The organism is Streptomyces sp. NPDC054840 (genome assembly GCF_053611065.1).
The window spans coordinates 1-14,279 of sequence record NZ_JBSGZP010000118.1 but is presented as its reverse complement, the minus strand read 5'-3'; the positions used below and the strand labels follow the sequence as shown (position 1 = coordinate 14,279).

Annotated in this window: 10 protein-coding genes and 1 pseudogene; 7 read left to right on the top strand and 4 right to left on the bottom strand. The window is 70.6% G+C overall.

Annotation, left to right across the window (positions count from 1 at the left end):
* Nucleotides 1-253 (bottom strand): annotated as a pseudogene (locus tag ACWGIU_RS11685) (DUF4129 domain-containing protein); the annotation flags it as partial.
* Between the two features lie 7 nt (nucleotides 254-260).
* Complete coding sequence (locus ACWGIU_RS11680; protein WP_453704725.1) at nucleotides 261-1,511, bottom strand: glycerophosphoryl diester phosphodiesterase membrane domain-containing protein; 1,251 nt, start codon at nucleotides 1,509-1,511, stop codon at nucleotides 261-263.
* Nucleotides 1,512-1,824: 313 nt separating this feature from the next.
* On the opposite strand from ACWGIU_RS11680, the gene mtrA reads away from it, so the two are divergent.
* From mtrA to ACWGIU_RS11650, 6 genes are all read left to right on the top strand, one after another.
* Complete coding sequence (gene mtrA, locus ACWGIU_RS11675; protein WP_189973359.1) at nucleotides 1,825-2,514, top strand: two-component system response regulator MtrA; 690 nt, start codon at nucleotides 1,825-1,827, stop codon at nucleotides 2,512-2,514.
* 22 nt (nucleotides 2,515-2,536) lie between these two features.
* Complete coding sequence (gene mtrB, locus ACWGIU_RS11670) at nucleotides 2,537-4,480, top strand: MtrAB system histidine kinase MtrB (RefSeq protein WP_453704727.1); 1,944 nt, start codon at nucleotides 2,537-2,539, stop codon at nucleotides 4,478-4,480.
* Nucleotides 4,470-6,344, top strand: coding sequence for an LpqB family beta-propeller domain-containing protein (locus ACWGIU_RS11665; RefSeq protein ID WP_453704723.1), 1,875 nt, complete (start codon nucleotides 4,470-4,472; stop codon nucleotides 6,342-6,344). The genes mtrB and ACWGIU_RS11665 overlap by 11 nt, the downstream gene beginning before the upstream one ends.
* A 66-nt stretch (nucleotides 6,345-6,410) precedes the next feature.
* Nucleotides 6,411-7,178 (top strand): ComF family protein, encoded by a 768-nt coding sequence (locus tag ACWGIU_RS11660; RefSeq protein WP_453704721.1) that lies wholly within the window; start codon nucleotides 6,411-6,413, stop codon nucleotides 7,176-7,178.
* A 326-nt stretch (nucleotides 7,179-7,504) separates the two neighbouring features.
* Nucleotides 7,505-8,200 carry a ribosome hibernation-promoting factor, HPF/YfiA family gene (gene hpf / locus ACWGIU_RS11655; protein ID WP_453704719.1) on the top strand — a complete coding sequence of 232 codons (696 nt, stop codon included), beginning with the start codon at nucleotides 7,505-7,507 and terminating at the stop codon, nucleotides 8,198-8,200.
* Nucleotides 8,201-8,409: 209 nt separating this feature from the next.
* Entirely contained in the window at nucleotides 8,410-9,156 is a 747-nt protein-coding gene (locus tag ACWGIU_RS11650; RefSeq protein WP_453704717.1) for a response regulator, read from the top strand.
* Between the two features lie 34 nt (nucleotides 9,157-9,190).
* On the opposite strand, the gene ACWGIU_RS11645 is transcribed toward ACWGIU_RS11650, so the two are convergent.
* Nucleotides 9,191-10,351, bottom strand: a complete 1,161-nt coding sequence (locus ACWGIU_RS11645; RefSeq protein ID WP_453704715.1) for a winged helix-turn-helix domain-containing protein — start codon at nucleotides 10,349-10,351, stop codon at nucleotides 9,191-9,193.
* A gap of 335 nt (nucleotides 10,352-10,686) precedes the next feature.
* Complete coding sequence (locus tag ACWGIU_RS11640) at nucleotides 10,687-11,268, bottom strand: GNAT family N-acetyltransferase (protein ID WP_453704713.1); 582 nt, start codon at nucleotides 11,266-11,268, stop codon at nucleotides 10,687-10,689.
* A 240-nt stretch (nucleotides 11,269-11,508) separates the two neighbouring features.
* Between ACWGIU_RS11640 and secA the strand changes: the two genes are divergently transcribed.
* A partial coding sequence (gene secA / locus ACWGIU_RS11635) for a preprotein translocase subunit SecA (RefSeq protein WP_453704711.1) occupies nucleotides 11,509-14,279 on the top strand: 2,771 nt, incomplete at its 3' end.

Here is a 14,279-nt window from a genome sequence, read left to right as displayed (position 1 = left end):
CGAGGATCACGAGGAGGCCGAGGCCGCCTCCGGGGGTCGCCCCGGAGGCGGCGCCGAGCATGTCGTCGAGCCAGTCGAAGAACCTGCGCAGGGCACGGTCGAACAGGCTCGGGTCGTTCTCGTGGTACATCGGCTTGGACAGTTCACGCTCCGCCGCTTCCCTGGCGGGCTCGCGCGGTGTCGTCACCGGTGGTGTCTCGGCGCTCGGCAGGAGCGCCGTGGCGCGGGTGATGAGGCCCCCCGTACTCATCATCTGTGCGTCAGCCTCCGGTCGTGCCGTAGTTCTCGAGGCCGGCGGCCCGGGCGAGCTCCAGGTCGAGGCCCTCGCGGCGGATGCGCTGGTCGACGTAGAGGAGGACGGTGACGCCGGACTGGAACGGCATGACGATGGTCTGCGCGATGATCAGGCCGATCGCGGGGGCGATCAGTACGCCCCAGTTGTTCATGCCGCTGCCGTCCTCAAGGGCGTCGAGGCCACCGCCGAAGGCGAGGAGGCTGACGATCTGGAACGGGGCGACGATCATCGCGGAGATGAAGAAGGCGATGACGGTGGTGAGGACCGTGATGCCGAAGATGCGCCACCAGGTGTCCTTGACGAGCTTGGAGGAGCGCGCGAAGGCCTTGAAGACGGTGCTCTTCTCCAGCATCAGGGCGGGCGATGCCAGGCTGAACTTGATGCCCAGCCAGACCAGGAGCGGCAGCCAGAGGACGAAGCCGACGACGGCGAGACCGATGGTGTCGGTCAGGACGCCCGGCAGGATCAGTACGGCGCCGAGCAGGACGGCGCCGAGGGCCAGCAGCAGGGTGAGCCCTATCAGGCGCAGCAGCTGGGGGCGGGCCTCGCGCCAGGCGCCGGAGACCGAGGAGTGCTGGCCGAGCACGGCGCGGCTGAAGACCATCGTGAGCATCGCGGTGACCACGATCGTCCCGAGGGCCTGGATGAACTGGATCACCGCGGACGCGCCGATGGTGCTGCCGAGCGAGTCGAAGACCTCCTCGGGGCCGGCGTCCGGGTTCGCGGCGAAGGTGAGGTCGTCCAGCATGAACTTCTGCACGATCACGCTGATCACCTGGACGACGGTGGCCACGACGACGGTGATCGGCAGGACCGAGCGCCAGTGGGTGCGCATGGTGGCAACCGCGCCGTCGAGGATCTCGCCGAGACCCAGGGGCCGCAGCGGGATCACACCGGGCTTGGCGGCGGGGGGCTGGCCCCACTGGCCGGGGCCGCCCGGGTAGCCGTACTGGGGGCCGTTCGGGCCCGCCTGCGGGGTGCCTGGCTGCTGTCCCCAGCCCGTGGTGGGCTGCGGCTCGGCCTGCGGGGCCTCGGGCGTGGTGCCCGGGCTCGACCACTGACCGGGCGGCGGCTGCTCGGCGGACCACTTCGGGCCGCCGGTGGGCTGCGCGGGCCGGCCGGGTGCTGCGGGCTGTTGCGTGCCGCCGTCGGTGCCCGGCCGCTCGCCGTCGGACGGAGAGGATCCGGGCGTAGCCCAGCCCGGAGAGTCGTTCATCGTCACTCCTTCACGTGCGCCTGCCGCGGCGGGGCGCTGGTCGCTGCCATCGTGCCACGTGGGGGGCCCGAACGGAGTAGGGGGTGGGCGGCGGATCGGGTGCGGTGGCGGGGCGGAGAGGGTCGGTTCGGGGAGATCCCGACCGGTCGGTCGATCCCGGGCGGTGCTGGGGGGTCGTCGCAGCCCGTACCTTCAATAGTCGACCCGATCGGGGGCAGACTGGGGGAGCTGATCTCCACGCACCTCCGAGGGTCGATTTCCAGCCCTTTTGGCTGTGGGACAGCTCACCGCCGGGTAACGATTAGCTAATGGGATGATGTCAAGCATGAAGGGACGAGTCCTTGTCGTCGACGACGACACCGCGCTGGCCGAGATGCTCGGCATTGTGCTGCGTGGAGAAGGTTTTGAGCCGTCGTTCGTAGCGGACGGTGACAAGGCGCTGGCTGCCTTCCGGGAGGCGAAGCCCGACCTGGTGCTGCTGGACCTCATGCTGCCCGGAAGGGACGGCATAGAGGTGTGCAGGCTCATCCGGGCCGAGTCCGGCGTGCCGATCGTCATGCTCACCGCCAAGAGCGACACGGTGGACGTCGTCGTGGGTCTGGAGTCCGGGGCCGACGACTACATCGTGAAGCCGTTCAAGCCGAAGGAGCTGGTGGCCCGTATCCGGGCGCGTCTGCGCCGGTCGGAGGAGCCCGCGCCCGAGCAGCTGGCCATCGGTGACCTGGTCATCGACGTGGCCGGGCACTCGGTCAAGCGGGACGGTGCCTCCATCGCCCTGACGCCGCTCGAGTTCGACCTGCTGGTCGCCCTCGCGCGCAAGCCGTGGCAGGTCTTCACCCGTGAGGTGCTGCTGGAGCAGGTCTGGGGCTACCGGCACGCGGCGGACACCCGCCTGGTCAACGTGCATGTGCAGCGCCTGCGCTCCAAGGTCGAGAAGGATCCGGAGCGCCCCGAGATCGTCGTGACGGTGCGCGGTGTCGGCTACAAGGCCGGACCCAGCTGACGTGCAGTCCGGCGCGTCCGGCATGTCCGGCGAGGTCCCGGGCGGCTTCCGCCCGTGGAGGCTGCGCTTCGGCCGGCTGTTCCGGGACCGGGCGTCGAGCAGCCGGGTACTGCGGCTCCTCGTACGCCTGGCGCGCCGGCCGCTGCTTCCGGCTGTCCGCCTGTGGCGGCGCAACATCCAGCTCCGGGTGGTCGCGGCCACCCTGCTGATCTCGCTCGCCGTGGTCCTCGCCCTGGGGTTCGTCGTCATCGCACAGGTCAGCAAGGGTCTCCTCGACGCCAAGGAGGAGGCGGCGCAGAGCCAGGCCGCGGGCGGGTTCGCGGTGGCGCAGGAGAAGGCCAACGCCCCGGCCACGGTGGACGGGCCGGACGCCACCGACAACAGAGTCGGCCGGGACGCCAGTACCTGGATGAACTCCCTGGTCAAGCAGTTGGCCAGTGGCGGCCAGACCGCTTTCGAGGTCGTCGCGCTGGGTGCGGGCGCGGGCGATGAGGCGCTGCCCGGAACGCAGGGCGTCAAGGGCGCCCGGGCCTCCGGCAACGTGGACCCGACCGCCAGCGTCCCGCTGGGGCTGCGCCGGGCCGTCAACCATGCCACCGGCGCCTTCAAGACCTTCTCCGAGATCCGGTACACCAGCGGGGACGGGGCGAAGGAGCCCGAGCCGGCGCTGGTCATCGGCAAGCGGCTCTCGGACATCAACGGCGACCCGTACGACCTGTACTACCTCTTCCCGCTCACGCAGGAGGAGGAGTCCCTCAACCTGATCAAGGTCACCATCGTGACGGCGGGCCTGTTCGTGGTCGTCCTGCTCTGCGGCATCGCCTGGCTCGTCGTACGCCAGGTGGTGACCCCGGTCCGGATGGCCGCGGGGATCGCCGAGCGGCTCTCGGCCGGGCGGCTCCAGGAGCGGATGAAGGTCACCGGTGAGGACGACATCGCGCGCCTCGGCGAGGCCTTCAACAAGATGGCGCAGAACCTCCAGAACAAGATCCAGCAGCTGGAGGAGCTGTCCCGGATGCAGCGCCGCTTCGTCTCGGACGTCTCGCACGAGCTGCGCACCCCCCTGACGACGGTACGGATGGCCGCCGACGTCATCCACGACGCCCGGGTCGACTTCGACCCGATCACCGCGCGCTCCGCCGAGCTGCTCGCCGGGCAGCTCGACCGGTTCGAGTCGCTGCTGGCCGACCTGCTGGAGATCAGCCGGTTCGACGCCGGGGCCGCGGCCCTGGAGGCCGAGCCCATCGACCTGCGTGACGTCGTACGCCGGGTCATCGACGGCGCGGAGCCGCTCGCCGAGCACAAGGGCACCCGGATCCGGGTCCTGGGCGACACCCAGCCGGTCATCGCCGAGGCCGACGCCCGGCGGGTGGAGCGGGTGCTGCGCAATCTGGTCGTCAATGCCGTGGAGCACGGCGAGGGCCGCGACGTGGTGGTCCGGCTGGCGTCCGCGGGCGGGGCGGTCGCCGTCGCCGTACGGGACTACGGGGTCGGGCTGAAGCCCGGCGAGGCCACCCGCGTGTTCAACCGGTTCTGGCGGGCCGACCCGGCGCGGGCGCGCACGACCGGCGGGACCGGCCTCGGGCTGTCCATCGCCGTCGAGGACGCCCGGCTGCACGGGGGCTGGCTGCAGGCCTGGGGCGAGCCGGGCGGCGGTTCGCAGTTCCGTCTGACCCTGCCGCGCACGGCCGACGAGCCGCTGCGGGGCTCGCCCATCCCGCTGGAGCCCGAGGACTCCCGGGCCAACCGCGCCAACCGGGCCCGGGCCGCGGCCGAGGCCGCGGGCGGCGCGGCGGAGCGTACGCCGGCCGACGCGGGCGACCGCTCGCCGATACCGCCGCGCTCGCCCGTCGCCGGAGCGATGCCGGTGCCCGCCGACCCGACGGCCCTGCCGGGGAACGGGGCCAGGGTCGTGGCCCGCCCGGCCGAGCAGGCACAACAGGAGGACCGAGCCGATGGACGCTGAGCCCTTGGACGCGCGGGCGGGGCGTGCGCGGGTACGGCGCCGGCGGCTGCGCACCGTGCGGGCGTACGCCTTCAGTGCGGCCGGGCTGCTGCTCGCCGGCTGTGCCTCCATGCCGGACAGCGGCGACATCCGCCCGGTGCAGGCTTCGCAGGGCGTGGACTCGCAGGTCCGGGTGTTCGGCGTACCGCCTGCGGACAAGGCCAGCCCGGCGGAGATCGTCGACGGCTTCCTGGAGGCGATGACCAGTGACGACCCGCAGCTGGAGACCGCCCGCAAATACCTCACCGAGGCCGCCGCGAAGAGCTGGAAGCCCGGCTCCGCCGTCACGGTGCTCTCCTCCGGACTCAACCGGGTTCCGAACCGGGGCGAGAAGGACCCCGAGGGGCCCCGCTGGAAGGTGACCGGCAAGAAGCTCGCGACCGTCGACGAGCACAGCGCGTACCAGCCGCAGACCGGGGCCAGGGAGTACGAGGAGTTCCTGCAGCTCGTCCAGAACGAGGACAAGCAGTGGCGGATCTCGACCCCGCCGAGCGGGCTCGTGCTCAGCGAGTCGGACTTCCAGCGCATCTACATGCCGGTCAACAAGTACTACTTCGCGGGCGGCACGCTCGTCGCCGACCCCGTCTACGTGCGTCAGCGCACCGATCCGGACTCGCGGATGGACCCGACCACGCAGACCGTGCAGTCGCTGCTGGCCGGGCCGTCGCGGTGGCTCGCCCCGGTCGTGGAGTCCAGCTTCCCCACCGGTACGGAACTGGGCCCGGGCACCAAGTCCCTTTCGTACGACGGGCAGAACACGCTGCGCGTGCCGCTCAACGAGAAGGCCGAGAACGTCGCGCAGCCGCAGTGCAAGAAGATGGCCACGCAACTCCTGTACACGGTCAAGGATCTGACGGGTTCCCGGCTCGACCAGGTCGAACTGGTGCGGGCCGGCGGCAAGTCGACCTCCCTGTGCTCGGTGAGCGAGGTGAGCGCGGCCGCCATCGCGGGCCGGCCCAAGATTCCCGAGTTCCAGTACTTCGTCGACAACGACAAGCGGCTGGTCCGGATGAAGCTGGACACGAGCAGCGAGGACCAGCAGGCCCGGTTCGAAGCGGTGCCGGGGCCGCTGGCCACGCCTCCCGGGTTCAAGGTCAGATCGGCGGCGGTCTCGCACGACGAGCGGCGGGCGGCCGTGATCTCCGAGGACGAGCACGCGCTGTACGTCGTCGCACTGGTCGGGGGCGGGACGATGCCACAGCCGTTGCCGATCGGCAAGGGCGGCAAGGCGGCGATGCTGACCGCGCCGAGCTGGGACGCTTCGGGTGATCTGTGGGTCGCGGACCGGGATCCCCAGGGCCCGGGGCTGTGGCGGGTGCCGGGTGGCGCCGGAACGCCGGAGAAGGTGCAGGTGGCGGGGCTGGACGGCCGACGGATCGCCTCGCTGAAGGCGTCCGCCGACGGGGCGCGGATCGCGCTCCTGGTGGAGCAGCCCGACAGCAGCAAGGTCCTCTACGTGGGGCGGATCGAGCGGCCCGACGGCAAGACGGACTCCTCGGCGGTGTCGGTGCGCGAGCTGCGTCCGGCGGCCCCGCAGATGGTCGATGTGACGGCGATGAGCTGGGCGCCGCGCGGACGCCTGCTCGTGGTGGGCCGGGAGAACGGCGGCGTGCAGCAGGCCCGCTACATGCTGGCCGACGGCTCGATGGTCGCGGCGAGTCTGCCCGGGGCCACCGGGCTGTCCGAGGTGGCGGTCGCGGCCACGGAGGACGAGGCGAAGCCGAAGCCGGTGGTCGCCTACTCGGAGGACGGGATCGTGTGGCTGCCGCCGGGGGCGCAGTGGCGCACGGTGGCGGGCGGCCGGTCTCCGGTGTACCCGGGCTGAGCTGCGCTCGCGTACGGGTTGTCCACAGGGGTCGCGGGTCGTGGCCGCGCCCGTCAGTGTGGAGCCATGCGGGAGTGGTGGAAGGAGCTCGCCGGGCTGGTCCTGCCGGTCGACTGCGCCGGCTGCGGGGCGGTCCGGGTGCTGGTGTGCGCCGAGTGCCGGGATGCGCTGAGCGGGGCGGGGGAGGGGCCGGTGCGGCCGTCCCCGCGGCCCGCGGGGCTCCCCGTGGTACGGGCCGCCGCCGTGTACGAGGGGGGCGTACGGAGCATCCTGCTGGCGCACAAGGAGCGCGGGGCGCTGCCGCTGGCCGGGGTGCTCGGTGCCGCCCTGGGGGCGGCCGTCCTGGGAAGCGGTTCCGGTGGTGCGGCCGGGTTGGGTGGTCCGGCCGGGCGGCCGGGTGGTGCGGGGGTCGTGGTGCTGGTCCCGGTTCCGTCGGCGCGGCGGCAGGTCCGGGCGCGCGGGCACGATCCGGCGCGCAGGATCGCCTTGGCGGCCGCGGGGCGGCTGCGGCGGGCCGGTGTTCCCGCGCGCGTGGCGCCCGTACTGGGGCTGCGGCGGGCGGTGGCGGATCAGGCGGGGCTGGGAGCCCGGCAGCGCCGGGAGAACCTCGCGGGGGCGCTGGCGGTGCGCCGGGGCGCGCGGGGGTGCCTGTCGGCCGGGAGCCGGATCGTGCTCGTGGACGACCTGATCACCACGGGGGCGACGCTGGCCGAGGCGGCCCGGGCGGTGCGCGCCGCGGGGCTGGTCACGGGCCCGGGGGCGGTGCTGCGGGCGGCGGTGGTGGCGGCGCCGGCGGAGTCGTTCAGACGGATCGAACGGGTGCCGCGTGTTTGAGCAACTCGTACAGAAGAAGAATCTTGTGAATAGATTCGGAACTGGCGGGGAAGGCCCATCGTTGCAGGTAGTAAGAGGGAACAGCCACTTCGTCGGAAGTACATTCCGGTAGCGGGTGCCGACAACCGCCATAGAGAGATATGTTCGGTTGTAAGGAACTCAGGAGGCTGTCTCTCGACTCCGAAGTCGGTGGGGTGTTGATCTTGCCGATGGGGGAGGAGGAGGTGAAAGTCGCCAAGTCCGAGGCTCCGGCCTTCACCGGAGTCTGGTGCGAAAGGGAGACGCTTCGCCCCGTCGGGTGAAGCTATCCGGGAACGGAGTTCTGCGTGGACATCGTCGTCAAGGGCCGCAAGACCGAGGTGCCCGAGCGGTTCCGCAAGCACGTGGCCGAGAAGCTGAATCCCGAGCGGATCCAGAAGCTCGACGCCAAGGTGATCAGCTTGGACGTCGAGGTGTCCAAGGAGCACAACCCGCGTCAGGCCGACCGTTCCGACCGCGTGGAGATCACCCTTCATTCGCGGGGCCCGGTGATCCGGGCGGAGGCCGCCGCCGCCGACGCGTACGCGGCGCTCGACCTGGCTCAGGACAAGCTGGAGGCCCGGCTGCGCAAGCAGCACGACAAGCGTTACACCCGCCGCGGCAGCGGCCGGATCCCGGCGGCGGAGGTCGCCGACGTGGTGCCGGGCGTCGCATCGCTGAACGGCAGTGGCCAGCCGGTGTCGGAGGAGAAGACGGACGGGGTACCGATCACCCGGATCGGATCCCTCGAGGTGCAGGGCGAAGGCCCGCTCATCGTCCGCGAGAAGACCCACTCGGCCGCGCCGATGTCGCTCGACCAGGCCCTGTACGAGATGGAACTGGTCGGCCACGACTTCTATCTGTTCGTCGACTCCGAGACGAAGTTGCCCAGTGTCGTCTACCGCCGTCATGCCTATGACTACGGAGTCATCCACGTGAACCCCGACGGTGCCTCCAGCTCGGAGGAGCCGCGGGGCGGCGCCGGTGGCGCGCTCGGCGGCTGAGGCCATCACATCCGTTTCATCGCCCCCGGGCAGGCGCTCAGGCGCCTGCGCGGGGGCGCCTGTATGACGGGTATGCGACAGGTATGCGCCAGGTGGCTCACTTGTGACCCCCGGGCCGTGGTGCGGGCATGGAATCATGGCGTGCAGTCAACCGGCTGCGGTGTGTGTCCGGTTGGCCCAGCAGCTGAGCACATGCAGGGGGAGGAACGATGGCGGACAGCTTCGGGCCGGTGCGCGGGGACGGCGGCGTCGCGGGCTGCCGCGGGACGGACGACCCGTCACAGGAGCCCGCCCGGGAGCCCATCAGGGTGCTCGTGGTGGATGACCACGCCCTCTTCCGGCGGGGACTGGAGATCGTCCTCGCACAGGAGGAGGACATCCAGGTCGTCGGCGAGGCCGGGGACGGGGCGGAGGCCGTGGACAAGGCGGCCGACCTGCTTCCGGACATCGTGCTGATGGACGTGCGGATGCCCCGGCGCGGCGGGATCGAGGCGTGCACCTCGATCAAGGAGGTGGCCCCCTCCGCGAAGATCATCATGCTGACGATCAGCGACGAGGAGGCGGACCTCTACGATGCGATCAAGGCGGGCGCGACCGGGTACCTCCTGAAGGAGATCTCGACGGACGAGGTGGCCACGGCGATCCGGGCGGTGGCGGACGGCCAGTCGCAGATCAGCCCGTCGATGGCGTCGAAGCTGCTCACCGAGTTCAAGTCGATGATCCAGCGGACCGACGAGCGGCGGCTGGTTCCCGCGCCGCGGCTGACGGACCGGGAGCTGGAGGTCCTCAAACTGGTGGCCACCGGTATGAACAACCGTGACATCGCCAAACAGTTGTTCATTTCGGAGAACACCGTGAAGAACCACGTCCGCAACATCCTGGAGAAGCTGCAGCTGCACTCCAGGATGGAGGCCGTGGTCTACGCGATGCGGGAAAAGATCCTCGAAATCCGCTGAGGCTTTCCCGGGATCCCCGGTGGGGCCCTTCGGTTCAGATCGCGGCCAGCGCCGCGGTGACGGCCGCGGCTTCCGAGGGCGAGCTCGCGCGTTCGACGCGTACGTCCTCGCAGCCGACCCATTCCGCCGCTTCCCGCAGGGCCAGGGCCATCGGGCCGGCGGCCTTCGGGGAGGTCAGGGAGAGCTGCCGGGCGACCAGCGTGCGGCCCTCGCGGGCCGGGTCGACGCGGCCCTGGAGCCGGCCGCCCGCCAGCAGCGGCATCGCGAAGTACCCGTGTATCCGCTTCGGCTTGGGCACATACGCCTCCAGGCGGTGCGTGAAACCGAAGATCCGCTCCGTCCGGGGACGGTCCCAGACCAGGGAGTCGAAGGGCGAGAGCAGCGTCGTGCGGTGGCGGCCCCTGGAGGTCTCCGCGAGAGCCGCCGGGTCCGCCCAGGCCGGTTTGGACCAGCCCTCCACCTCGATCGGGACCAGCCCGGAGTCCGCGATCACCGCGTCGAACTCCTCGCCCTTGAGCCGGTGGTAGTCCGCGATGTCGGCTCGGGTGCCGACGCCCAGGGACCGGCCGGCCAAGGCGACCAGGCGGCGTACGCACTCGCGGTCGTCCAGGTCGTCGTGGAGCAGCGCGTCGGGAACGGCCCGCTCGGGGAGGTCGTAGACCCGCTTCCAGCCGCGGCGCTCGCTGCAGACCACCTCGCCGGTGTCCAGCAGCCACTCCACCGCGATCTTGGTCTCGGACCACTCGAACCACTCGCCGCCGTTCTTGGCGCCGCCCAGCTCCGTCGAGGTCAGCGGGCCGTCGGACCTGAGCCGGTCCAGTACCGCCCGCGTCGAGCGCTCCTTGTCCTGGAGGACGTGCCAGCGGTGGCCGCGCGCCCGGCGGGCCCGGCGGCGGAACGCGAAATGCGGCCATTCCTCGATCGGCAGGATGCAGGCGGCGTGCGACCAGTACTCGAAGGCGTGCCGCTCGGTCCAGTAGGCCTTCTCCACGGTGTCCCGGCCGACCGCGCCGAGGCGTGCGTACGGGATCAGCTCGTGCGAGCGGGCCAGGACCGAGATGGTGTCCAACTGCACCGCGCCCAGGTGGCGCAGGACCCCGCGGACCCCGCCGCGCCGGTCGGGTGCGCCCAGGAAGCCCTGCGCGCGCAGGGCTATCCGGCGGGCCTCGTCGGCGGACAGCGGGAGCGATGTCATGGTGCGGAGCTTAAGGGCTGTCCCGTGATCCCCGGCGGGCGCACGACGACGGCTACGGCACCTCGGCGCGTTGTCGGAGCGCCAGAATACGACCGGTATGCAGACGCGCCTCCGCCTAGTGCTGTGACCGGAAAGGTTCACCGGGTCACGACGCCCGGCACGGCACCTCGCCGCGTTGTCGGACCGCGCGAGTACGTCCAGTACGAGCCGCGGCCCTCCGCCTTGCGATGCACCACACCGGACGCCGCAACCCGGCAAACCTTCCCGGTCACAGCACTAGCGATGCACCGCATCCGACGCCGTGCGCTGATCCACCGGGGGTGACGGGACAGCCCTCAGGACGCGCCACTGACAGCGGGCAGGTACGGCGTCCGCGAGGGCAGGCCGAGGTCGGAGGGGAGCAGGGCGCCGACCCAGCAGTCGCGGTACGTCCCGCGCTGCAGGATGCCGGCCCGCAGCATCCCCTCGACCTGGAAGCCGGCCTTCTCGGCCACGGCGCGGGAGCCCGCGTTGCCCACCTCGGCCCGCCATTCGAGTCGCCCGATGCCCAGCTCGGTGAAGGCCCAGCGGGCGACGGCCAGGACCGCCTCGGCCGTGTAGCCCCGGCCGCGGTGCTCCCGGACCGCCCAGTAGCCGACCTCGTAGCTCTCCGCGCTGTGGACGTGCACGCCGACGGACGCCACCAGCGGGCCCTCGGCCCCGAGGCGTACGGCGAAGGGGAAGGCCGTGCCGTCGCGCCAGCCGTTGGGGGCGGTCTCGGTCACCCAGGCGTGCGCGTTCTTCTGCTCGTAGGGGGAGGGGACCGTCGTCCAGCGCTGGATGTCGGGGTCCTGTGCCGCGGCGTGGACCTCGGCCTCGTCCGCGGGGACGAAAGGCCGAAGTATCAATCGGTCCGTACTCAGTGTCGTGGGCTCCATGAAGGGATTCTGCTGGCGTCCCGGTATCGGGGGCGAACAATTTTCGGTGATCCCTCCGGGCGATGCGGCACCTTCGGTGTCCCCCGTACGTTCTCAATCCGGGCACCCGTGCCCTCAGGGGAACGGCGGACCTCCCGACGTGGCCACGTCCTCGCTTACGATGGCCGTTGCGGTGGGGCCCACCTGCCGTGCCCGTGTACGTACAGTGCCCAGGCCCGACCGGCAAGGAGACAAACCTCGGTGTCCGTCTTCAACAAGCTCATGCGTGCAGGCGAAGGCAAGATCCTGCGCAAACTGCACCGCATCGCGGACCAGGTCAACTCCATCGAAGAGGACTTCGTCAACCTCTCCGACGCCGAGTTGCGTGCGCTCACGGACGAGTACAAGCAGCGTTTCCAGGACGGCGAGAGCCTGGACGACCTGCTGCCCGAGGCCTTCGCGACCGTGCGCGAGGCGGCCAAGCGCGTGCTCGGCCAGCGGCACTACGACGTCCAGATCATGGGCGGGGCGGCGCTGCACCTCGGCTACGTGGCCGAGATGAAGACCGGTGAGGGCAAGACCCTCGTCGGCACGCTGCCCGCGTACCTGAACGCGCTGTCCGGCGAGGGCGTCCACCTGATCACGGTGAACGACTACCTCGCCGAGCGTGACTCAGAGCTGATGGGCCGGGTGCACAAGTTCCTCGGCCTGGAGGTCGGCTGCATCCTGGCGAACATGTCGCCCGCGCAGCGCCGCGAGCAGTACAACTGCGACATCACCTACGGCACGAACAACGAGTTCGGCTTCGACTACCTGCGCGACAACATGGCGTGGTCCCAGGACGAGCTCGTCCAGCGCGGCCACAACTTCGCCGTGGTCGACGAGGTCGACTCGATCCTCGTCGACGAGGCCCGTACGCCGCTGATCATCTCCGGCCCCGCCGACCAGGCCACGAAGTGGTACGCCGACTTCGCGAAGCTGGTGACCCGCCTGACCAAGGGCGAGCCCGGCCAGCCGCTGAAGGGCATCGAGGAGACCGGCGACTACGAGGTCGACGAGAAGAAGCGCACCGTCGCCATCCACGAGTCCGGTGTCGCCAAGGTCGAGGACTGGCTCGGCATCGAGAACCTGTACGAGTCGGTGAACACCCCGCTCGTCGGTTACCTCAACAATGCGATCAAGGCCAAGGAGCTCTTCAAGAACGACAAGGACTACGTCGTCATCGACGGCGAAGTCATGATCGTCGACGAGCACACCGGCCGTATCCTCGCCGGCCGCCGTTACAACGAGGGCATGCACCAGGCGATCGAGGCGAAGGAAGGGGTGGACATCAAGGACGAGAACCAGACCCTCGCCACGATCACCCTGCAGAACTTCTTCCGCCTCTACTCGAAGCTGTCCGGCATGACCGGTACGGCCATGACCGAGGCCGCCGAGTTCCACCAGATCTACAAGCTCGGTGTCGTCCCGATCCCGACCAACCGTGACATGGTCCGCAAGGACCAGCCGGACCTGATCTACCGGACCGAGGTCGCGAAGTTCGCCGCCGTCGTCGACGACATCGCGGAGAAGCACGAGAAGGGTCAGCCGATCCTCGTCGGTACCACGTCGGTCGAGAAGTCCGAGTACCTCTCCCAGCAGCTCTCCAAGCGCGGCATCCCGCACGAGGTGCTCAACGCCAAGCAGCACGACCGTGAGGCGACGATCGTCGCCCAGGCCGGCCGCCGGGGCGCGGTCACGGTCGCCACGAACATGGCCGGCCGTGGTACCGACATCAAGCTCGGCGGCAACCCGGACGACCTCGCCGAGGCCGAGCTGCGTCAGCAGGGCCTGGACCCGGAGGAGCACATCGAGGAGTGGGCGCACGCCCTGCCCTCGGCGCTGACCCGGGCCGAGGCCGCGGTGAAGGCGGAGTTCGAGGAGGTCAAGGAGCTCGGCGGGCTGTACGTGCTGGGCACCGAGCGCCACGAGTCGCGCCGTATCGACAACCAGCTGCGCGGCCGCTCCGGCCGACAGGGCGACCCGGGCGAGTCCCGCTTCTACCTGTCGCTGGGCGACGACCTGATGCGCCTGTTCAAGGCGCAGATGGTCGAGCGCGTCATGGCGATGGCGAACGTCCCCGACGACGTGCCGATCGAGAACAAGATGGTGACTCGCGCGATCGCGTCGGCCCAGTCGCAGGTGGAGACCCAGAACTTCGAGACGCGTAAGAACGTCCTGAAGTACGACGAGGTCCTCAACAACCAGCGTGAGGTCATCTACGGCGAGCGCCGCCGCGTCCTGGAGGGCGAGGACCTGCAGGACCAGGTGCGCCACATGATGGACGACACCATCGACGCGTACATCGCGGCCGAGACGGTCGAGGGCTTCGCCGAGGAGTGGGACCTGGAGCGCCTGTGGGGCGCCTTCCGGCAGCTCTACCCGGTGAAGGTCACCATCGAGGAGCTGGAGGAGGCCGCGGGCGACCGCGCGGGCATCACCGCCGAGTTCATCGCGGAGTCCGTCAAGGACGACATCCACGAGCAGTACGAGGCGCGCGAGAAGACGCTCGGCTCCGAGATCATGCGTGAGCTGGAGCGGCGCGTGGTCCTGTCGGTGCTCGACCGCAAGTGGCGTGAGCACCTGTACGAGATGGACTACCTGCAGGAGGGCATCGGCCTGCGGGCCATGGCCCAGAAGGACCCGCTGGTCGAGTACCAGCGCGAGGGCTTCGACATGTTCAACGCCATGCAGGAGGGCATCAAGGAGGAGTCCGTCGGCTACCTGTTCAACCTGGAGGTCCAGGTCGAGCAGCAGGTCGAGGAGCTTCCGGTGCAGGACGCGGCGCCGTCGCTGACGAAGGAGCCGGCGGGTGTGCGTCCGGAGATCCGGGCGAAGGGGCTGGAGGTTCCGCAGCGGCCGGACCGGCTGCACTTCTCCGCCCCGACGGTGGACGGGGAAGGCGGTGTCATCGAGGGCGACTTCGACAGTGACGCCGCCGGTGTCGAGGGTGACGGGATGACGCGGGCGGAGCGCCGCAAGGCGCAGAAGGC